Raw genomic sequence first — 21131 nt, forward strand, 5'->3', positions numbered from 1 at the left:
CAGCACAAAGAATCAGTGCCTAATACTTTGGGTCATTTTTACAGGCAGCATTATCACTGACCACAAGACACACTCAGCACGAATTCACTTAAAAATTCTAAGCAGTCTCAAGCTTAGAACCCTCAACTGAAGCAGTCTTAAATGCATCAAGAACCTTCACCAACTCAGAAACACAAATAAATCGGCTGTGGTCACAATACTCACCATCGTTACCAATACCAACAACACCTACTACTCGACTATCCTGATTAAGCACTGGCCCGCCGCTATTTCCGGCATACAACTCTTTATCTACCTCAACAAAACCAACCCCACTTATGGGGAATTTATTTCGAACAAGGGCAGTTTGATTCCCTGCACTCTGAGCACCGAGCTTGTCTTGCGGGAAGCCCAAGATAGAAACTTCATCACCGACATCAGCCAACACTGAAGCTTCCAAATCAAAATAGTCAAACTCAGACTTATCAACTAAAATCTTAAGCAAAGCTATATCTCTATGGTCGTCACGATAAAGCAAATTAGCTTTATAACTTCTTGACCTAGAGGATGCTTGATAAACTGTTGCTTCATCCAGCTTAACGCCTTTTAAATCCAACACATGGGAGCATGTCACAAGCACCTGATCAGAAATCATGAAACCAGAACCCTGACCACACTCAAACTCCCCGCGTATCTCACCCTCAACTTCCACAACCCAGCACTTAGAGTCGTACCACTTGGTGAATCTCCTAAAATCCTCGCTAAATTTATTTTTTGAAACCCCTAGAGGCACTCTGTACTTCAATCCAAGAAGGTTAAAACGTAACGCCAGCCTTCTGTAAACCTGCGACTCAAGCCCGACAACCTGCTTCAAAAACAACAGTCGCCCCTGTATATGAGCCTCAACCGGTGGAACCTTGATCTCTTCTTCCTTACGGCCTCCACTCGTTTTTTTTTGCTTAATAATTTTTTCCGAGTATATCCTCCTCGCTTCCTCCAGCCCCTTTGTTTCAATCGAGTGAATCATCGCACCCGTTTTTCTGACGTATTGCCGATTTACATTTGGCTTTTTGTTTACTACGAGACCAGTAACTATTTGTCTCTCGTTTCGCCCCTGCAACCTAACCTTTAAATAATTTACCTTGAAACCAGCGTCAACAATTAGCCTCTCCAAGCTCTGCCCACACTTTGCAAAGTAGTGATTAGGGAGCTCGTCGCCTTTCAACACCTCAACTATATCGCTCTCAATATAATCAAGATCATCATAGAAAGAAAAGGTTATATCATCAGCGTATCTTGTGTATTCAGCTCTATTTTTCGCCGCAAGAGTTTTTAGTTTCCTATCCAGCGAAGAGCAAATCATATTTGAAATTACAGGAGAACTGGGACCGCCTTGTGGCAATTTCCCATTCACCGTTACAAGGTGGGCTATCACAGTTGCTACAGATGAATCTAGAGAATAGGGTTTAGAAATTAATAAGCCGCGAATACGAGCAAATGTTATTGAAGGAAAGAAATCTTGCAAATCCAGATTAAAAACAAATTTCTTTCTGGTGTGAGGCTTTGCATTTGCGACAATAGATTTGCCATTAACAAAACCTGTCACATACTTTTTAGGCTCGTAAATCTCACTGAGCAAAACTTTCAATCGACCCTGAAGAGTTTTTAACTTATCAGAGGGAGCCGAGATCTCTCGCACACCACCACTTTTCTTCTTTATCTCAAATGTGGAGTAGCTTTCTGATGTGGGGTGCAAATAATAGAAATACCTGATTTTCCCATATGTAGTCCCAAGCAGAGCAGCCAGATCGTCGACAGATTTACATAACTTAAGCTTGCTCAAAAAACCCCCACCCGCATTTCACTCTATAGACTTAACGGTAGCCAAACGTTAACCATTGGGATTAGCGTAGAGCAGTTGGTTATAGCATTTTTGAATCAGGTCGCATTTGAACAACCTATTTAATTGGGGGTGGAGGTAACGGGTTTTTATCAAAAAATTACTGCCGCGTCAATTTTTTTCAACCGTTTTTATCTTCAACGAAGTCACCGGTCGCATCTATCGCCTTACTGGAGGGGAATTTATTTGAAGCAACCCTAACCGCCAAAACGGATAGCGATAGGAAAAAGATCCCGCCACACAGGTACAACAGTCCAATATCTGGAGCCCTATGATGCGATACATCGCCAATCAGATATCGGGTAAGTGCAGTTATTGCTATGTACAACAAAAAACGAATAGGCAGATGATTTGTTTTGAAATATATGCCTACCATCGCTCCCAGCTCTAAATAAATAAAGAGCAAGAGAATATCATCAATGCTGGCATTTCCTTTTTCGAACATCTGCATAAAGGCCATTACAGAGGCCCATGCCGTAGCAGCTCCAATAGCAAACAAACCCAAATAGTGGAAGCTCTCCACCAGCAAGTTGCCAATCGAGTTGGCACCGTCGTGTAAGCGTTTTCGGCTGACATCCGCCCACTTCATACTCAATTACTCCAAATTACGCCAGATAGAATGAGATCTAGGCTTGCCAACCAGCAGGCTGTAGAGAAAACTGTGTTAGATACGGTTGGTTGGTCTTGAAGTAAATCCCGACCATCGCCCCCAGTTCCAGATAGATGAACAGCAGCAAGATGTCATCGATCTTGATGTGTCCTTCTTCGATCATCCCCAGAAATTCCATCACCGCCGCCCACGCGGTCACTGCACCGATGGCGAACAGCGCCAGGTAATGGAAGGTCTCGACGAACAGGTTGCCCAAAGACTCTGCCAATTGATGCACGTTCTGCCGCAGGTTCTCGGCCCAGTTGATTTTCACGATGATTCTTCCTTAGCTCGGTTCGAGCGGATAATGCGGTTTTGACGTGACGGTTGTTCTGCATGCAGAAAAAAGGCCAGGGGCTGTTGGGTGAGATGGCGATGGGCTGCCACGGGGCACTTTTTTGGTGTCTCGTCGGGCCCTTCGCGGGCAAGCCTCGCTCCTACAGATCACATCAACCTGTAGGAGCGAGGCTTGCCCGCGAAGGGAGCAACACGGTTTAACTGACAAATGCTGATTTCGGTCTACATTAAAAAGCCACTACCCAAAGCGCAGGGATTCGCTTATCCTTTTCGCTGTATATAAATACAGTGGTCGAAACAGACAACTAATGTGAAGGCATGTGAGGTGGTGAATGGCCGTCGAAGTGGTATACCGCAGCAGCCGAGATCTGGAGCGCTTGTTCATGGATAAAGCCGAAGCTGACCGTCATGACAAAATGCTCGAACTGGCTGAATTGCTGGCTGAAGTGTTGCAGAAAGCCGTTCCGTCCCTGACCGAACAGCAAGTGGAAGAAGCCGGGATCTACATGGCGAAGAATCGCGATGTATTTGCCAAGGCATTCAAGAGCCAGCCGGACGCGTTGTCCGAACTGCTGAATGCGCCGGTTGAAGTGGTTGAAAAGGTTGAACCGGTCGAAGAGGGTGAAGCCGCTGCGCCGACCAAGCCAGCCAAAGCCGCCAAGACACCGAAGTAAACAATGCCCGAATTGAATAGGCCCTGAGTCCAATGGCTCAGGGCCTTTTTCATGTCTGCAGTAAAGGCATGGCTCAGCGGTACAGCACTTTTTCCGCCAACTCGTCCGCCACCCGCGCCGGAGAGCGTTTTTCCGCCTGGGCATGGGCGAAGACTTCGGTCAGCCGCGAGGCGATTTTCGACAGGTGGGCGGTAATGGTTGTGAGCTCTTCGCCACGGTGTTTGAGTGAAACGTAGATCAGCCCGCCGGAATTGATCACGTAATCCGGCGCATACAAAATGCCGCGCCGCTCCAGTTGATCGGCGACTTCCAGATGGGTCAGCTGATTGTTCGCAGAACCGGCCACTGCCGAGCAGCGCAGTTGCGTCACGCTGTGGCTGTTGAGCACACCGCCCAGGCCGCAGGGCGCGAGAATGTCGCACGGTGTACTGAGCAACGCGTCATTGGCGATCGGGTGAGCGCCCAATTGCTCCATCGCCAATTGCACCTTGCCATGATCAATGTCGCTGACCAGCAGTTCGGCACCGGCCGCATGCAGCTGTTCGGCCAAGGCATAACCGACGTTACCCAGCCCCTGGATGGCCACTCGCAGGCCTTCGAGGTTATCGCTGCCCAGACGGGCCATGGCGGTGGCACGGATGCCGGTGAACACCCCCATCGCTGCGTGTGGCGCGGGGTCGCCCGCCGAGGTGGTGCTGGTGACGTGTTGGGTCTGTTGGGCGATGCAATCCATGTCCGCCACCGAGGTGCCGCTGTCGATCGCCGTGATGTAGCGCCCGTCGAGCTGATTGATGCAGCGGCCGAAGGCTTCGAACAGCGCCGCGCGGTTTTCCACATGGACCGGTCGAACAATTACCGCCACCCCACCGCCCTGCGCCAGGCCGGCCAACGCAGCTTTGTAACTCATTCCCTGCGCCAGGCGAATGGCATCCTCGACCGCAGACTCGTCGCTGGGATAGGCAAGGTAACGACATCCCCCCAGGGCAGGCCCCAGGCGGCTGCTATGAATGGCAATGACCGCCTTCAACCCGGTGACCGGGTCGACGCTCAGATGCAGCGATTCAAGGCGAGTGCTTTGCATGAGAGCGAACATCGTCGGGCTCCCGAATCACTTCTTGTAGTCGCCAGTATAGGCTTGCGCCCAAAATTTGCAGAAGCGCACCGGAATAAGCGGCGCTGCATTGCAGGCTTTCGGGCATAACCTGCGACCTCATGTGTGCGGTACTGGACGAATGCCGGCGACGGGGCTAAAACGAGGCATTGCCCGGAGATTTCGATGACGCCGCGCCAACGTTTTTTTGACTGCCTGCAACGATCACCACCCGCGCTGTTCGAGGCCGCGCTGTGGATGGCGGCCGAACATGACAAAGAGGTGGATGCCGAGAAGGTGCTGGCAGACTTCCGAGACCTGCAACAGCGGGTCAGCCATGGCTTGCCGATGCTGCCGGTGAGCGAACTGGCCCAGCCGCTGCTGCGGCGCATGAATGACCTGGGGTTCGCCCAAGACGATTTCACCCCGCTGCGCCCGCAAGTGGCCCTGCTCAACAAAGTGCTGGAACTCAGGCGCGGCCAGCCGTTGTCCCTGGGGCTGATCGCACTGGAGTTGGCCAAGCGCCTGGAGATCCCTTTGGTCGGGGTCAATTTCCCCGGCCATTTCCTGCTGCGGGTGCCGGGCGCCGATCATCTGCTGGACCCCTGCGGTGGCCGCCGCTTGTACCCCAATGATTGCCGTGAACTGCTGCAACGCCAGTACGGCCCGAACATGCAACTCAACGCCGAGCACATGCTGACCGCCGACCCTGTGCAGATGCTGCAACGGCTGTCACGCAATCTGCGTCAGTTGCACCTTGCCCACGATGACTACATCGGCGCCTTGATCGACGCTGAACGCGTGCTGGCACTGGGCAACGCCAACGCCGCCGATTACCTGGCCCGGGCCAGCCTCTATCAACGGCTGGATTGCCCGAACGCCGAGCGTTTCGACCTGGAGCATGCGCTGCTGCTCAGTGATGACCCGATCCAGCGGATTCGCCTGACTGAACGACTGGGGCATTTGCCGCCCAACTCGATTGTGCATTGACGCCATGGGTGCTCCACTGGCGCTCTGCATTTTTTCGTCATCTGGATGAAGCCGCCATGTACTCCCCTTCCCCTGCGGAACGTTTCTTCGAGGACTTCCACCAACGCCGACCTGGCACCACCAGCGCAGCATTTGCCCATTTGCGCAGCGACCGGCATGAATCGTCTTACGCGGCACTGGCCGCAACACTCCTCCCCTCGTCTTCCCCCTTGACCGTACTGGATCTGGCTTGCGGCAACGGTTACTTGCTCAAGCTACTCGACGAACTTCGCCCCGGCCGCCTGCACCTGATCGGTGTGGACATGAGCCAAACTGAATTGGATGTGGCCCGTTCGAAGCTGCCGAACGATGTTCGCCTCCTCAAGGAGCGCGCCCAGGCGTTGTCAATCACTACCGCCAGTGTCGACGTCGTAGTCTCGCATCTCGCGCTGATGTTGATGGATGACATAGAAAGGGTGCTTGGCGAAATACACCGAGTGCTCCGCAAGGAAGGCACCGTTGTCGCCATCGTCGGTCGCGGTTTTCTCCTGGGGCCAGTGGGAGAAACCTATTCGCAGGTGTTTCGCGAAGTCGCCGCGCAAGATGCCCTGGCGCATTTGCCGATGGGTGATCCGCGCATGCGCACTGAAACCGGTTGGCTGGAGTTGTTCAACAAGGATTTTGAGGCCGTGACCTTTGAAGACATCGACGTGTCCTGGCAGCCAGACTTCGCCGAACTCTGGCAATCGCTCAGCGAGACTTACGACATCGACCGGTTGACCCCGGCCGCCAGAGTGCAATTGAAGGAACGCTTAAGCACGTCAATCAGCACACTGGAACAACCGGATGGGACCTATGTCACTGGTTGGGGGTTGCGCATGATCCAGGCTCGGGCTCGCTGACGAGAACACAGGCGCTTGCGACTCATGGCGTATCGGGCTGATTCGCCGGATGCGCCTTGATGAACGCCGGATGCGTAGCTGCCAACGCCGCCACTCGGCGAATCCGTGGATACGCCTCAAGCGAAATATTGAAACGTTCGGCGGCATAGAGCTGCGGAATCAGGTACACATCCGCCAAGCCCGGTTCGTTGCCAAAGCAGTAACCGTCATCACCGATCAACTGCTCCACCGTCGCCAGCCCCTGGCTGATCCAGTGCCCGATCCACTCCACCACCTGCGGTTCATCGTGGCCCAACTGCCGCAGCTTGTTGAGCACGCTGACGTTATGCAGCGGATGCACGTCGCAGCCGATTACCGCCGCAACACCACGCTCATGAGCGCGCGCGGCCAGGTCTTTGGACAGCAACGGCACCTGTGGATAACGTTCCTCCAGGTACTCGATGATCGCCGGTGACTGGATCAACAGTTCGCCTTCATCGGTTCGCAAGGCCGGCACGCGCCCTTGTGGGTTGATGGCCAGATACGGCGCTTGCCGATGCTCGCCACCTGGCGGTGCGATCAGGTTGACCGGCAGTGCCTGGTAATCCAGGCCCTTGAGCGCCAACGCGATACGCACCCGGTACGACGACGTCGAACGGTAGTAGGTATAAAGCTCCATGACCGGATCCTCTTAGCGCGCCGCGATCACTTTGCCACGGCATTCGCCGAAACCGATGGAGGCAAAACCGTCGCGGCTGCAACGGGCGCGCAGGATGATTTCGTCGCCGTCTTCGAGGAATTTGCGCACCTCGCCCGACGCCAGCTCGATCGGCTTTTTCCCGCCTTCGGTGATTTCCAGCAAGCTGCCGAATTGACCGCTTTCCGGCCCCGACAACGTGCCCGAGCCAAAGAGGTCACCGGCCTGCAACTGGCAGCCGTTGACGCTGTGGTGCGCGACCATTTGCGCCACGGTCCAGTACATATGTTTGGTGTTGCTGAGGGTCAGGCGATGGGCCGGGAGTTTTTGCTCGCGCAGGCCTTCGGTGAGCAACAGCACTTCCAGCTCGATATCGAACGCTCCTGCGGCTTGATCGCGCTTGTCGAACAGATACGGCAGCGGCTGTGGATCGCCTTCCGGACGTGCCGGTTGAGCACGGCGGAACGGCTCCAGCGCTTCGGCCGTCACTACCCACGGCGAGATGCTGGTGATAAAGCTTTTTGACAGGAACGGCCCCAGCGGCTGGTATTCCCAAGCCTGGATGTCGCGCGCCGACCAGTCGTTGAGCAGGCAGAAACCGGCAATGTGATCGGCCGCATCACCAATGGCGATCGAGTCGCCCATCTCGTTGCCCGGGCCGATCCAGATGCCCAGTTCCAGCTCGTAATCCAGACGTGCGCACGGGCCGAAGGTCGGCTCGGTCTGACCGGCCGGCAAGGTCTGGCCTTTCGGGCGGCGAACGTCGGTGCCGGAGGGGCGAATGGTCGAGGCACGACCGTGATAACCAATCGGTACGTACTTGTAGTTCGGCAGCAAAGGGTTGTCGGGACGGAACAGTTTGCCGACGTTCTGTGCGTGCTCGATGCCGACGTAGAAGTCGGTGTAATCGTTGATTTTCGCCGGCAGGTGCATCTCGCAATTCGCCGCCAGTGGCAGCAGTTTTGCGCCTTGGGCTTCGATCTTGCCATGCAGGGTGCTGCCTTCAGCGAACAGTTCCAGCAGACGTTCGCGCAGCGCCACGCGAGCCTCACGGCCCAATTCGAAAAACGCATTGAGCTGGCCGCCACGGGTGGCTTCTACGGCGGTTTTTGCCAGGCCGTCGAACAGGCCGGCGTCCAGTGCCGCTTCCAGATCAAAAATATGTTCGCCAATGGCCACACCGCTGCGCGGTGCCGAACCTTTTACGCTGAACACGCCCAGCGGCAGGTTTTGCAGTGGGAAATCAGCGTGGCCGTTGGCGGAAGAAACCCAGCTACGAGTGATGGAAGTCTGAGTCATGGGTTATCTCCGGGTCGGGTCGAAAGTGGCGGGCAGCGAGGCCCAGCAGGCGTCGTAATTGGTTTGCAGTTGCGGGCAATCCAGGGCGAAACGGCTCGGGCGCAGCACCTGGCTGGTCTCGAACATGAACGCCATGGTGTTGTCGATTTTCGCCGGCGCCAAGTCAGCGTTGATTGCCTTGGTGCAGGTTTCGCCATCCGGGCCATGAGCACTCATGCAACTGTGCAACGACGCGCCGCCGGGCAAGAAGCCTTCGGCCTTGGCGTCGTACTCGCCCTTGATCAGGCCCATGAATTCGTTCATCAGGTTGCGGTGGAACCACGGTGGCCGGAAGGTTTTCTCGGCCACCATCCAGCGTGGCGGGAAGATCACGAAGTCCAGATTGGCCAGGCCGTGGACACTGGTCGGCGAGGTCAGGACGGTGAAGATCGAGGGATCCGGGTGATCGAAACTGACCGTGCCGATGGTGTTGAAACGGCGCAGGTCGTATTTGTAAGGCACGTTATTGCCGTGCCAGGCGACCACGTTCAGTGGTGAATGATCGAGCTCGCAGCCCCACAACTGGCCGAGGAATTTCTGTACCAGGGTGGTCGGTTGCTTGAGGTTTTCGTAATGCGCGACGGGGGTCAGGAAGTCTCTCGCGTTGGCCAGACCATTGCTGCCGATCGGCCCCAGATCCGGCAGGCGCAGTGGTGCGCCGTGGTTTTCAGCGATGTAGCCGCGAGCGTACGGGTCAAGCAATTCGACGCGGAATTTCAGACCGCGCGGCAGCACGGCGATTTCCAGCGGCTCCAGGTCCAGCAGGCCCAGTTCGGTGGCGATGCGCAGGCGACCCTGCTCGGGCACCAGCAACAGTTCACCGTCGGCATTGAAGAACACGCGTTCCATGGAACGGTTGGCGCGGTAGCTGTAGATGCTGATCCCGGCGGGTTTGTCCGCGCCCGAGTTGGCGGCCATGCTCACCAGCCCGTCGATGAAGTCGGTCGGCTCGGTCGGGATGTCCAACGGGTTCCAGCGCAGGCGATTGGGAGTCACTTCACCCAACGGACCACCGGCCAGTTGCCGCTCCAGTTTGACGAACGCCGGGTGGTTGGCCGACGGCTGAATGCGGTACATCCAGGTGCGTCGCGCTTCGCTGCGGGCCATGGTGAACGCGGTGCCGGAGAACAGTTCAGTGTAGAGGCCGTAAGGGGCTTTTTGCGGGGAGTTCTGGCCGACGGGCAGTGCGCCGGGCAACGCTTCGCTGCTGAATTCGTTGCCGAAGCCTGACTGATAAGCCAGCGCTGGCGCCGTTGAATCGAGGTTCATGGAGCCTCCTGAACAGGGAGTAGGCAATGGCCTGTCGCTCTGCTGCAGAGGTCTCGGCACGCCAGGGTTATTTTTATCGTAATTCGATTACGCATAACGTAATTTGATTGGTATTGACCGTCAAGCTATAAAGACGCCCATTCGTCCCGGGATCACATCGCCTCCATGGAAACGCCGCGCAACAACGATAAGCAGAAAGTCCGCTCGGCCGAGGTCGGTACCGACATCCTCAAGGCCCTGGCCGAGTTGTCGCCCTCGACCTCATTGTCGCGCCTGGCCGAACACGTGCAGATGCCAGCGAGCAAGGTCCATCGTTATTTGCAGGCGCTGATCGCCAGCGGTTTTGCCGAACAAAACGCAGCAACCAACCACTACGGCCTGGGCCGTGAAGCCTTGCGCGTCGGCCTCGCCGCCCTCAACAGTATGGACGTGCTGAAAGTCGCCGCCCTGCCCTTGGCCGAGTTGCGCGATGAACTGAACGAAACCTGCTTTCTGGCGGTATGGGGCAATCAGGGCGCGACCGTGGTGCACATCGAACCGGCGGTGCGTGCGGTGACGGTGGTGACGCAATTGGGTTCGGTGCTGCCGTTGCTCAGCTCGTCCACCGGCCTGGTGTTTGGCGCGTTTCTACCCAAGCGCGAAACCGTGGACTTGCGCGACCAGGAACTGAAAGACACTGCCGACCACGCCTTGGCGAATGATCAGGCGTATGCGCAGTTGTGCGAACAGATCCGCGAACGTGGCCTGCATCATGTGCATGGGTTATTGATGCCGGGGGTGGACGCCTTGTCGGCACCGGTATTCAACGCGGTGGGGAACGTGGCGGCGGTCTTGACCATTGTCGGCCCGACCTCACTGTTTCACGCTGACGAAAACGGCCCGGCGGCGCAGCGATTGCTGGCGGCGACGCGGGCCGTGAGTTGGCGGATGGGGTATGAGACACCGCCGATGTCTGAAGATCGGAACTGATCAGCTCCGATCATTTATGCTCTGGATAACGCCTTGATGTGGGTCCCGACCATCAACCGATCACGCGGGTCGAACTCTCGGGGGTCCAGTGCGGCACAGCCACCGCAGTGACATAACTGATTCCAACCGGAACGCCCGTGACGGCCGAGAGCACGTCGGTCAGATCCCTGATTGTGGACAGCAGACCAAGTGCAGAGGCCGCCGATCCTACCGAAGCGACCTTACCCAGGTACATGAGGATTGCCCCACGCCATGCGGCAGCAAAATGCGCATTGGCGCCTGCAGAATCCCCATGGCTGGATGCAATGATGCCTTGCACGATCGAATGACTGATCTTCAACACACTGACGGCGAATCCCACCGGCGGGACAAAGATCGAGATCACATCCAATGCCACTTCGAGAAGAATCTTGGTCTCCTGCCAAAACGCTTCGACTGGCGTGGTGGTCAGGACATCCAGATCATCAAGTGCTCGATTAATCAGACTTTCGTACTCGGCCTTGAAGTTGTAGACCGGATGGGTTCCGCCCAACCCCGGTACTGGCAGCGAACCTTGCGGATCTCCGGACTTGCTGATGTAGGCGCCGACCCTGTCCTGCCCACGTAAACCGGCCAGACTCCGAAGATGCTCGCCCAAAAGTCGATCGTTCTGGATAGCCTTGGATAAATCACCGACCCAGATAAAGGACTTGCCAGGCGAATTCGGGATATAGGCAAACTTCACATGCCCCTCACCAAAAACGTAACCCCCCGCTATGCGGGCACCTTCAAGCCAGAATTCATAAACCCCTTCGCCAGGTTCACTGCCGGGTGAAACACCGTCTGGCGTCCTTGTGTCTCGATCCAGCCCCTTGATTGACTCGATCAGCCAATCATAATGCGCCGACGGCAACGTGCCATTGAGCTTTTGCGTCAGTGCCGCCCTGAACATCTCGTTTTTCTTGAGCTCCCGATACAGGTTTGCCCGCAGATCAATATCCGGCGTCCATAGAAAGTTTGATTTCAGATAATGGCTGTAATGCTTGCCTGGCATCAAGTCGATTAGCTGATTGAGCGTACTGGAATTCAGCTCAGTCATTGGCTCGCCCGTGTCCTTCCACCAGAACTCAGACACCCGGATACTGTCTCTAAGCGTATTCGATCCAGGCAGCAAGATTTTCTCGAACACATTCGTATCGCTGCGCCACAGATGCCAATTGATAAATAACTGTGTCAGCGTCATTGCGCCTTTATGAAACTTCACCATGACTCGATCAGGATCGATTCGGCGATCGCCCGCCCGGCCCAGATACTCATTCAAACGGTTCATGACCAATTCACGAGAAAACTTTTGAAAGCCCTCAATATGAAATATGTCTTTTGACGCGTTATAGATGGCCTTGAAGTCCGTGGTCAATCGATTGAACAGCCGGCGATCAGACGTAGGGGCGTTTCGGTACCAATGGGGCGTGACGGCCTTTTCTTCCGCGTCTTCCCAGTCAAGGACACTTTGAATACTGCCCTTTAACATTTCACTTTCAACCCAGGCAACAAGATTGACCTGGTCCCACCATGCTCTGCCCTGAATCCTCTCCCTCGGTTCACCACGCGGCCATTCCTTGCCGAACACTTCATGTTCCAGGTTATGCCGATCACTCACATGCACTTGGGTTCGAAGGTAGGTGCGTCCCTCTTCTTCAAGGGCCCACAACCCTATATACCGTTGCAGACTGTCCAGATCGGAGAATTCGTACCAGTCTTTATTCATCGGGGAGCCCGGTGCATAGAGCACGTACGTTTTGAGATTCGAGTCTCCTCCTTTCCTCCGGTAGACAATGAGATCCTTCAAGGGCTTAAAGTTATAGAAAGCGCTTAACGCAATCCCAGACGCTTCAATAGAGGGATCACCAAAGTTGTAACGCTGAACAATATCCTGCGCAGTCGAGGTGACGTGTTTTTGCAAGATGGCGCCGAACAGGGTCAAAGCCGTCTTTCGACCCAACACTTCCCGCATCGCTTCCTTGACGTTCTGCTGGCCATACACTCGCTGCCGTGCGGGGCTGTACGCCAGACGCAGATCCAGCGTTTCAATGGCTCGCATTATGTTTTCAGGCGTCAGTCTGGCGAGGTCATAGTTTTTCTCCAGCGTAATCGTGTAGCGCCCTGCCTGATCATGTGCCCCATACATGAACGCTTGGGTCAGTGTTTTCCGCTCAATGTGTTCTACCCGTTTGCCATTCGCCATCCTGACCGAGTGCTGAATATTCACGAACACCGTGTCAGGATCGATTCGCTCGTCGGTTCCCGGCGAGATAAACGCCTCCACGGCCTGTCGGGCATAAGCTGCAAGAGTCACCACGTCCTTGGTCAACTCATGAAGCTGAATCTGGCTTTCAAGCAAGTTCTTCTCCAGACCGACATATAGCTGCTGATTGGTGACATAGGCCTTCTTAAACCACTCGGGCCGAGCGTTCTCCAGCATCGCCTTGATCAAGAGCACATTTCGCGCATTTTCAGAGCGTACAAATGTATCCATGGACAGAACAGAATCCAGCGGTACCCACGCCGCCTCGGTATGCGCGCCGACGGTCACTAATTTTCGTACTTGATAGATGACATCACGACTTTGCCTCGCCAGCACGCCGTTATTGCAATGCTCAAACAGATCTTCAAGGATTCTCGCGTAGCGAATCGCTGGAACACTCGATACCAGAGCTCGCTCGTCCTCCGGCAGCCCCTGCAAAAGTTCGGTGCGGTTTGACGCATCGGATAACCGCTGTTGCAACGTTTTATGAAGGTCACTTACGGTGCCGAATTTTTCCAATCCACCGAATGGTGAATAAAGAACAACCTCTTGACTGACTGCTGGATTCAGTTCATTTGCAACAGCGCCAGAAAGAGAAATCACAAAGGTGGATGCCAGCGTCGAAAAAACCCCCTGTTGTTTTTCAACCGAGACGGCATAGCAGGTACTTGGCAGCCCCGAACCGATTAAACCATTGATGGTCGCGACGTCGCCTTTGGACACCAGATTCTCGCTAGCCGCCAGGTCCAGTTCGCGCCAGAAAAGTCGCGCCTGAAGAGTGCGCAACTCCTGTTTAGGCGACGGTAAAGGACGATTTTTACTATCAACCAGAGAGGATACGCGCCAATATTCACCTAATACGGAACTGCATTTCTCAGGCAGGTTTTGCATCAGTTCGGCGATCATTTTTCCGACGTTTGCCACATCCAGATATTTCAGCCTGAAGGTTTCTGCGCCGATATTATCCAGCTCATACATCCCATATATATCAGCAGTGTATTGGGGTGGCCTGCCGCGCTTTAAGCACTCAAAAAACACATCTAGCAGGTTGCCGGTGGGTTCCGCAGATGTTGGACTTGCACCCGAACGAAGATTTACAAAACGGCGTGCTATAGAGCCCTCTGAATCCATCTTCTGAAATTCGGTCGTCAGGACAACCTGAAGAACGGCCTTGAACGAAGGAATTTTCCTGAGTGCTTCGAGTAAATTGTTACGTGCTTCACGTACTTGTTCCAGCATTGCATTTGTTGCTTGCTCGTCTTGCATTAGAAATCTCGTTAGTTTGATCACAAAAAACGGCACGTTGCTGCCGATTAACTTGAGACCAAACTAAAACAGATCGCCTTATTATTAAAAACTCAAAAAATCTTTCAACATTTGTACAAGCAACTTAAACACAGAAGCGACACATAAAGAAAAAACGAAATAGATGAAACCGTACCCCTCACAACAAAGCGACGCACTCAGCCACCGCTGAGTTTTACACTGTGACAACCGCCTCCCCCCAACCTTCAATCAATCATTAAAACACCAGACCTTACATATAAGATGAAACATCTCCCAGTGCAATTTTTTCCCAACCTGAAAACAACGTAAAACAGAACCGACTATTCGCACTCTGTGGGCGCCCCCCTTAATAAAAAGTTTTGCGCTCTTCAATCCAATAAACCGACACTCTTGGCTTTCGCAACCGCCTGAGTCCGGCGTTCCACGCCCAACTTCCCGTGAATTCTCCGTGCATGTGTTTTCACCGTATGCAAGGAGATAAACAACTGCTCGGCTATTTGTTGATTCGAATTGCCCAGAGCAATCAGCTTGAGCACCTCCACTTCACGCTGACTGAGCGGATTGACTTCACTCACCTGCAGATTTTTTTCCGAACGATCCCAACCATCATCCAGTACTGGCAGAAGATCAGGCTTTCGCAATTGCAACTCAACAAGCGCTTGGCGAAGCCCATGGTGCTCAGAAAGATTCAACCCTTTGCGCAACCAATCTCGGGCACCGACGCTGTCACCGTTCTGCCACGCGACTTCGGCTGCGCCGAACAGCAATTCGACCTCCAGCGCCAGCATGCCTGCGAGCTGCGATTGTTCGAGTGCCTCGGCGAAATGGCTCAGCGGGTCTTTGGCCTGGTGCAGGTCGACCTTTGCCAACACCAACAGATAATCGATCCGTGCGATCAACATCAGGGTCGCGGGAGGCGCCTGCCGTGCATGCGGGCCACGATAGTGGCGCAGTACTCGACTGAGCGCCTCATGGGCCAGTTCCGGGCGCCCCTGCTGTAGCCATAATTGACTGCTGATCTGCAATAGCACACCGCGGTAAACGGTGTCGGGAATCTGCCGTTGCTGCATCAAGCGCTCGGCATCGCGAAGATAGACAAATGCTTGGGCATAGTCGCGCTGATTGGCCGCCACCTGCGCCAAACCGAGGAAACCGTAAAGCACCCGTTTATCGTGGTTGCGCATACAGATAGACAGCCCCGCTTCGAAACACGCAACAGCCTGCGTATCCAAGCCCTGGCACAAACTCAAGCGCCCACGGTGCAAGGCAATTCGCCCCAGCAGGGGTTCGGCAATCCGCTGCTGTTGAGTGAGCATGTTCTGAACGTTGGCGAGCAAATGGTCAGCTCGCTGAGGAGCACCACGTTGCTCCAGCAATTGCGCATGATCAAGTTCCAGCAGCCCTTCGAAAACCAGCGAGCCTTGCGCACGCGCCAGGCACAACGCATCGCGATTGATGGCTTGCGCCACTTCGAGCTCGCCCCTGAGCAGGGCCTGTTGCGTCAAACCCGACAGACACATCAAGCGCACGGGCCAGAGGTCAGGACCGAGCACGTTCAGCGCATCGAGAAAATGCGCGCTTGAACTGTCCATCCGCCCTTGAAGATGCAGCAGCCAACCCTGCTGCGCCTGCCACCGTGCGATCAGTTGCCGCTGCAGAATCGCCGAGGGCTGCGGGATGAATCGTGACAACTGCTCGATGCAATCGGCGGCTTGCTCAAACCGCCCGGCAAACAACGACGCCGCTGTGATCAACCCGACCAGTTGCGGCGAACCGTACATCAGCGCGTCACCTTGTTGCTCGTACAACCGCAACAACAGCACGACGGTCTGCTCCTCGAATAAATGCTCGAAACTGAAATGCTGCAACAGGCTGACCGCGACCTCGAACTCTTCGGCCAGCAAGGCCTGTTCGAACGCAGCTTTCCAGTCCTGCTCGGCGGCAAACCACTGACAGGCACGGCGATGCCAGGAGCGTCCGGCCGGCCATTGTTCATCGCGCATCAATTGCGTGAGTGGGGAGAAGATCTGCAGCCAGTCGGCGGAGTCCTGCCAGGGCTCGATAAAGCACCCCAGATCCTGCAACGTCTTCAGGCATTGCGCGCCCTCCCCTGCGCCAAACAGGTGATCGCACAGCCGTGCGTTGAAGCGTGGCAAATGCGCGAGTACCCGCCAGGCTTCCGTCAACTCGGGGGTCAGGCCGGAAAACAGTTCGTGTTCGAGGTAATCGAGCAATGTGTCAGGTCGGCTGTGATACGGGTCGTTGCGCGACCAGTCGCATTTTTGCAGCAGCGCAATGCGTACACCGGCGCACCAGCCGCCACTGCGCTGGATAATCTTGCTGGCAGCGGTGCTGGCATCGGCCGGTGTCAGGTGGCGCAACAGCGAGGCAATTTCCGTTTGATTGAAGGCCAGCGTGGCGCGCTCGCATTCGTACAATTCATCATCGAGCAGCAACCGCGGCCAGTTGCATTGCGGGCGACGGCGGGCACCCAGCCACCAGATCAGCGCCGGGCTGCTGACGGCCAGCATGCGATCCAGCAGTTGATCGAGTTCCGGGTTCGGAACGCGGCAATAGTCATCGAGAAACAGCCAGGTCGGCGCCTGCAATCGAGCCAGCGCACCGAGCATCGCCGGCTCTTCTGCCGAAGCCAGCCCCAGCGCTTCTGCCACTCGCTGACGAAAATCCACCGTGCTCATCGCTATGCCAGATAACGGCAACCAGCACACCCGGCATGGCGGCGGCGCCTGTAAAAGGCAGTCGGCGAGCAGCGCAGTCTTGCCACTGCCGGCGGGCGCGCAGAGTAATTTCACCCGGGACGTGGACGCTAACAAGGGACCGGTCAATCGATCACGCGACAGGTGATGAGAGGACAGACGGGGCAGGAATCCAGAACGGTCAAGACACGGGGTCATGGCGGTCATTGCGGCGTGCCTATTTATAATTGTCCGGCAACCCTAGCCCTCTCCAACCCGCTTGTTGAGAAGTATTCAGAACGCTGATTGGCAGCCATAAAAAAGGCGACCCACCGGTCGCCTTCTGCACTGCGAATGTATCAACGCCCTTACCGGACGCCCTCGGCACGCAACGCCGATGGGGTGTAGTCCGCCGCCTTGGCTTCGAAGCCGAATTCAAAGCTGTGCTTCTCTTCGTTCTTCATCCCCAGCGCAATGTATCGACCGGCAATGATGTCGTAGAGCGCTTCCAGTGTGTACGCCTGGGTCTGGTGATCGTAGTAATACTGGGCGTGACCCTCGGCCACTCGCCACAGTTGACCGCGACCGTCGTAGTGATCCACCAGCGCCACTTGCCAGCTGTCTTCGTCGATGTACATGTGGCGTTTGGCGTAAATGTGCCGCTCGTTCGGCTTGACCGTGCCGATCACTTCCCAGACCCGGTGCAGCTCATAGCGGGTCAGGTCCTGGTTGATGTGACCGGCCTTGATGATGTCGTCGTACTTGAGACTTGGCGAGTCGAGTTTGTAGCTGTTGTAGGGGATGTACATTTCCTTCTTGCCGACCAGTTTCCAGTCATAGCGATCCGGCGCGCCGGAGAACATGTCGAAGTTGTCGGATGTGCGCAGGCCGTCAGCGGCAGTGCCCGGCCCGTCGTAGGCGACTTGCGGGGCGCGGCGCACGCGACGTTGGCCGGCGTTGTAGATCCATGCCAGGCGCGGTTCTTTCACCTGATCGAGGGTTTCGTGCACCAGCAGCACGTTCCCCGCCAGACGCGCCGGTGCCGTTACCGACTGCTTGAAAAAGGTCAGCACGTTGGCGGCTTTTTCCGGGTCCAGGTCCTTCATCAATTGCGGAACGGCGATCTCTTCCTCAAAGCGGATCGGCGTGTAGCTGCCGTTGGTCTGCGGCGTCACCTGGGTAATGATGCGGCGCAGGTTACCGCCGTGATAACGGGTGATGTGGTTCCACAACACTTCCACGCCGTTCTTCGGAATCGGGAACGCGTAGTAGCGGTTGCCGGTGAAGTTGGCCAGGCCGTTACCGTCGTTGATGCTGTTCACGTTCAGCGCGCTGCGCTTGGCCGACTCGTAGATTTCCGGTGGCACGGCCACGGTGCGGTGACTCGGGTAGACCGGGATCTTGTACGTTTCCGGGTAGCGCTTGAACATCGCCACCTGGCCTTCCGAGAGTTTGTCCTTGTACTTGTCGACGTTGGCCGGGGTGATCACGAACAGCGGTTTTTCGCTGGCGAACGGGTCAGCCAGGAAGCCTTTGCTGTCCACCGCGCCGGCGTTTTTCGGGATGCCACCGGTCCACGCCGGGATCGAACCGTCGGCGTTACCGGCCTTCTCGGCGCCGAGCGGCGTGAGAGAGGTACCGAGTTTGTTCGCTTCGTCCGGCGACACCGCCGCCATCACGTTGGCCGCCAGCAAGCTCAAGGCCAGGGCACCGCATTGCAGAATCATCTTGCGCATCAAATTCATCCTTCTCAGCCAGATCAGAAGTTCACGCCGAAGCTCAGTGCCAGGAAATCGCGGTCTTCCAGGGTGTTGTAGTCACCACCGAAGAAATCGGTGTAACTCAGGCTCGCGGTATAGGTGTTGCGGTAGTCGGCATCGACACCGACGCTGACGGCCTTGGCGCCTTCGTTGAACAGCCCGTTGGGGCCATAACCCGCGACGTCATGGGACCAGGACAGGTTGGGCTTGAGGTTGATCCCGCCGATCACGTTGGCGTAATCGAGGATCGCCCGGGCACGGTAGCCCCAGGAGGTCGAGGTGACGAAACCGTCGGTATCGCCGCCGAAACCATACTGGCCGTACACCGAGTCGCGGCCGTAACGCAGGTTGCTGCGCGACTCCAGGCCACCGACGTGAACCACCGCCGCTTCGCCGACCAGGGTCAAGCGCTGGGCACCCCACACTTGATCGTAGAATTGCGTGAGGGTGCTCTGGATCTGCGTGATTTCCTTGCGGCGATAGCCTTTGTTGTCAGCGCCCGGGGTGGTGGCGATCGGTGATGCAGCGCCACCGGCAATCGGGTTGAGCAAGGCCAGGGTCAGGTCGTTGGTGCTGACCTGCACGGGTGCATTCGGCCGATAGCTGATCTCGCCGCTCCACGCGGTGCCGGTCGGCAAGGTAGTGGAGAAGCTCGCGCCGTAAAGGCGAATGTCTTCCGGGTATTCGAGGTAGTACTGACCGCGCCCCAGCATCACGCTTTGCGCCAGTCCCGCACCGCTGCCCGGCGCCAGACGGTTGGCCACACTCACCATCCCCGGCAGGCTGGCCAGTGTCGACAGTCCGGCCGTGGTGGTGCCGACCGTCGGCGTGCGGCTGTGGTAGTTCATGAAATACAGGCCGTACTCGGTGTCGTCACCGAGCCAGCGCAATGCTGTGCCCCACTGCCCGGAATCCCGTGCATCACGGTCGCCACCCCGGGGAACGACCACGCCCTCGCGGGTCACCTGGAGTGGCTGACCGAAAGCCGATGCCAAGGGCGCCAAGGGTGCAATCGCCGGACTGCCGACGGTGTAATTGCTGTTGCAACCATCCGCCACCACGTCGTTGCCGAAGAAGGTGCCGCAGTTGTCGACGACGGTCTGGTCCCACTCCAGTTGATAGAAACCTTCCACCGAGAGCTGATCAGTCAGGCCCTGGGAGGCGAACAGCATGTTCACCGGAATCAGCCCTTCCTTGATCTCGGCGCCCGGCCGACGGAACGCTGAGACGTCAATCGGGTTGATGCTGTTGATCGAGTTACCGATGAAGGTACTTTCACCCCAACTCACCACCTGCTTGCCGGCACGCACGGTGCCCGGCAGATCGGCGATGGAATAGTTGTGATAAACGAAGGCATCGAGAATCTGCGCACCGGAGGACTTGGCGCCTTCCTTGCGGCCACTGTCGCTGATCGGCTTGAACTCGCGGTCTTCGTCCTTCAGCTCGAAGTCGTACCAGTACTTGCCACGGACGAAGACGCCGGTGTCACCGTATTTCAATTCGAGGTCGTGCAGGCCCTTGAAGATCTTGGAGAAGGTTTCGCCTTTCTTGAAGTTCAGCCGGCCGTCATCACCGGTCGAAGACTGACCGGTCCCGCCGTTGACGGTGCCCACCAAAGATCTATCGGCATCGCGCATGCCCCAACTCGCGCCGACGGACAGCGAGGAGTCGAACGTACCCTCGATTTCGCCAATGTTGAACGCAACAGCCTGCGCCTGGGCACAGCAGCCCAAGGCAACCGCAGCGGCCAGCGCTTGCGGTGTGAAGATGGCGCGCATTGTTGTTTTTGTCATGCGTCTTCCCCGGTGAGTGACAGAAGGCCCCACCCTACTGCCGCACGTTGGGAGCGATAAGCGCACCAAGGAGGTATTCGTGGTGTACCTCTAAAGGATGAATGGCCGGATGGGACGGGGGTTTGCGCCGGGTATGGATGGGCTGGATGGGGGACTATCAGCAGAATGCATGGCAGCAGCTGCTACAGGGGACGTGGCGCGTCGGACTATTGCTCAGACTGCAACAGTGCATGTCGCGAATCGCTGTTTTTCCTTTCAGCTCAACGGCTTATTCTTGCCGGGCTTTCACGGCAAACCGCCAGAAAGCGCGAATCGATGGCGTGTGTTCAGTCCACGCCATTGGCGACAGAATCCAGATGAATCGACGCTTTTTCGATTGATCGCCCTGTGTTCACTGACGTTGATTTGTAGCTCCTTGATCCAACGTCTTGCTTTGGCCGCTGCGTTTGCAGCGGCCTTTTTTATGGGCGACATTCCTACAAGATATTTCCTATAACAACATAAGAAATATCTATTTACGCAAAAGACAATCCTGCCTTTATTCCTGCCTCATCGAAATTTCTCGCTGCTTTATATGTAAGGTCTGACGCAAGTCTCGG

The 21131-nt window shown here is 56.2% G+C and carries 13 protein-coding genes and 2 pseudogenes; 4 read left to right on the forward strand and 11 right to left on the reverse strand.

All coding sequences use genetic code 11. The features are described 5' to 3' along the window. Positions 1-97: 97 nt before the first annotated feature. The 3 genes and pseudogenes from FBY01_RS07815 to FBY01_RS07825 all read right to left on the reverse strand — a co-directional run. Positions 98-1822, reverse strand: coding sequence for a trypsin-like peptidase domain-containing protein (locus FBY01_RS07815; RefSeq protein ID WP_145306927.1), 1725 nt, complete (start codon positions 1820-1822; stop codon positions 98-100). A gap of 178 nt (positions 1823-2000) precedes the next feature. Then, entirely contained in the window at positions 2001-2468 is a 468-nt protein-coding gene (locus tag FBY01_RS07820) for a phosphate-starvation-inducible protein PsiE (RefSeq protein WP_145306929.1), read from the reverse strand. Positions 2469-2556: 88 nt separating this feature from the next. Beyond that, positions 2557-2802, reverse strand: a pseudogene (locus FBY01_RS07825) (phosphate-starvation-inducible PsiE family protein); the annotation flags it as partial. Between the two features lie 355 nt (positions 2803-3157). Here FBY01_RS07825 and FBY01_RS07830 point away from each other — a divergent pair. Next, positions 3158-3397: pseudogene (locus FBY01_RS07830) on the forward strand (YebG family protein); the annotation flags it as partial. 175 nt (positions 3398-3572) lie between these two features. Here the strand turns inward: FBY01_RS07830 and FBY01_RS07835 are convergent. Then, on the reverse strand, positions 3573-4592 hold the full coding sequence (locus FBY01_RS07835; RefSeq protein WP_010463187.1) for a Glu/Leu/Phe/Val dehydrogenase dimerization domain-containing protein: 1020 nt from the start codon (positions 4590-4592) through the stop codon (positions 3573-3575). A gap of 183 nt (positions 4593-4775) precedes the next feature. Between FBY01_RS07835 and FBY01_RS07840 the strand changes: the two genes are divergently transcribed. Together FBY01_RS07840 and FBY01_RS07845 are read left to right on the forward strand one after the other, a co-directional pair. Beyond that, the gene (locus FBY01_RS07840; protein WP_010463189.1) at positions 4776-5579 is read left to right on the forward strand and encodes a SirB1 family protein; all 804 of its coding nucleotides are present in this window, start codon (positions 4776-4778) and stop codon (positions 5577-5579) included. A 56-nt stretch (positions 5580-5635) separates the two neighbouring features. Further along, complete coding sequence (locus FBY01_RS07845) at positions 5636-6460, forward strand: class I SAM-dependent methyltransferase (protein WP_145306933.1); 825 nt, start codon at positions 5636-5638, stop codon at positions 6458-6460. Between the two features lie 22 nt (positions 6461-6482). Here FBY01_RS07845 and maiA read toward each other — a convergent pair whose 3' ends face one another. Genes maiA through hmgA form a run of 3 tightly spaced genes read right to left on the reverse strand, consistent with a single transcriptional unit; the run spans position 6483 to position 9743 of the window. Further along, positions 6483-7118, reverse strand: a complete 636-nt coding sequence (gene maiA, locus FBY01_RS07850; protein ID WP_145306935.1) for a maleylacetoacetate isomerase — start codon at positions 7116-7118, stop codon at positions 6483-6485. Positions 7119-7130: 12 nt separating this feature from the next. Continuing rightward, a complete protein-coding gene (gene fahA, locus FBY01_RS07855) occupies positions 7131-8435 on the reverse strand; it encodes a fumarylacetoacetase (protein ID WP_010463193.1) in 1305 nt (434 codons plus the stop codon). A gap of 3 nt (positions 8436-8438) precedes the next feature. Continuing rightward, positions 8439-9743 (reverse strand): homogentisate 1,2-dioxygenase, encoded by a 1305-nt coding sequence (hmgA, locus tag FBY01_RS07860; RefSeq protein ID WP_010463195.1) that lies wholly within the window; start codon positions 9741-9743, stop codon positions 8439-8441. 165 nt (positions 9744-9908) lie between these two features. Here hmgA and FBY01_RS07865 point away from each other — a divergent pair, with 165 nt between their 5' ends. Further along, entirely contained in the window at positions 9909-10712 is an 804-nt protein-coding gene (locus tag FBY01_RS07865; RefSeq protein WP_010463197.1) for an IclR family transcriptional regulator, read from the forward strand. 52 nt (positions 10713-10764) lie between these two features. On the opposite strand, the gene FBY01_RS07870 is transcribed toward FBY01_RS07865, so the two are convergent. From FBY01_RS07870 to FBY01_RS07885, 4 genes are all read right to left on the reverse strand, one after another. Then, positions 10765-14262 carry a dermonecrotic toxin domain-containing protein gene (locus FBY01_RS07870; RefSeq protein ID WP_145306937.1) on the reverse strand — a complete coding sequence of 1166 codons (3498 nt, stop codon included), beginning with the start codon at positions 14260-14262 and terminating at the stop codon, positions 10765-10767. A gap of 389 nt (positions 14263-14651) precedes the next feature. Then, entirely contained in the window at positions 14652-17207 is a 2556-nt protein-coding gene (locus FBY01_RS07875; RefSeq protein WP_145306939.1) for a LuxR C-terminal-related transcriptional regulator, read from the reverse strand. Positions 17208-17347: 140 nt separating this feature from the next. Further along, positions 17348-18715 carry a DUF1329 domain-containing protein gene (locus FBY01_RS07880; protein ID WP_102594599.1) on the reverse strand — a complete coding sequence of 456 codons (1368 nt, stop codon included), beginning with the start codon at positions 18713-18715 and terminating at the stop codon, positions 17348-17350. Between the two features lie 23 nt (positions 18716-18738). Beyond that, a complete protein-coding gene (locus FBY01_RS07885; protein WP_145306941.1) occupies positions 18739-20532 on the reverse strand; it encodes a DUF1302 domain-containing protein in 1794 nt (597 codons plus the stop codon). Positions 20533-21131 lie beyond the last annotated feature (599 nt).

The organism is Pseudomonas sp. SJZ077 (assembly GCF_007993905.1).
Classification (GTDB): Bacteria; Pseudomonadota; Gammaproteobacteria; order Pseudomonadales; family Pseudomonadaceae; genus Aquipseudomonas; species Aquipseudomonas mandelii.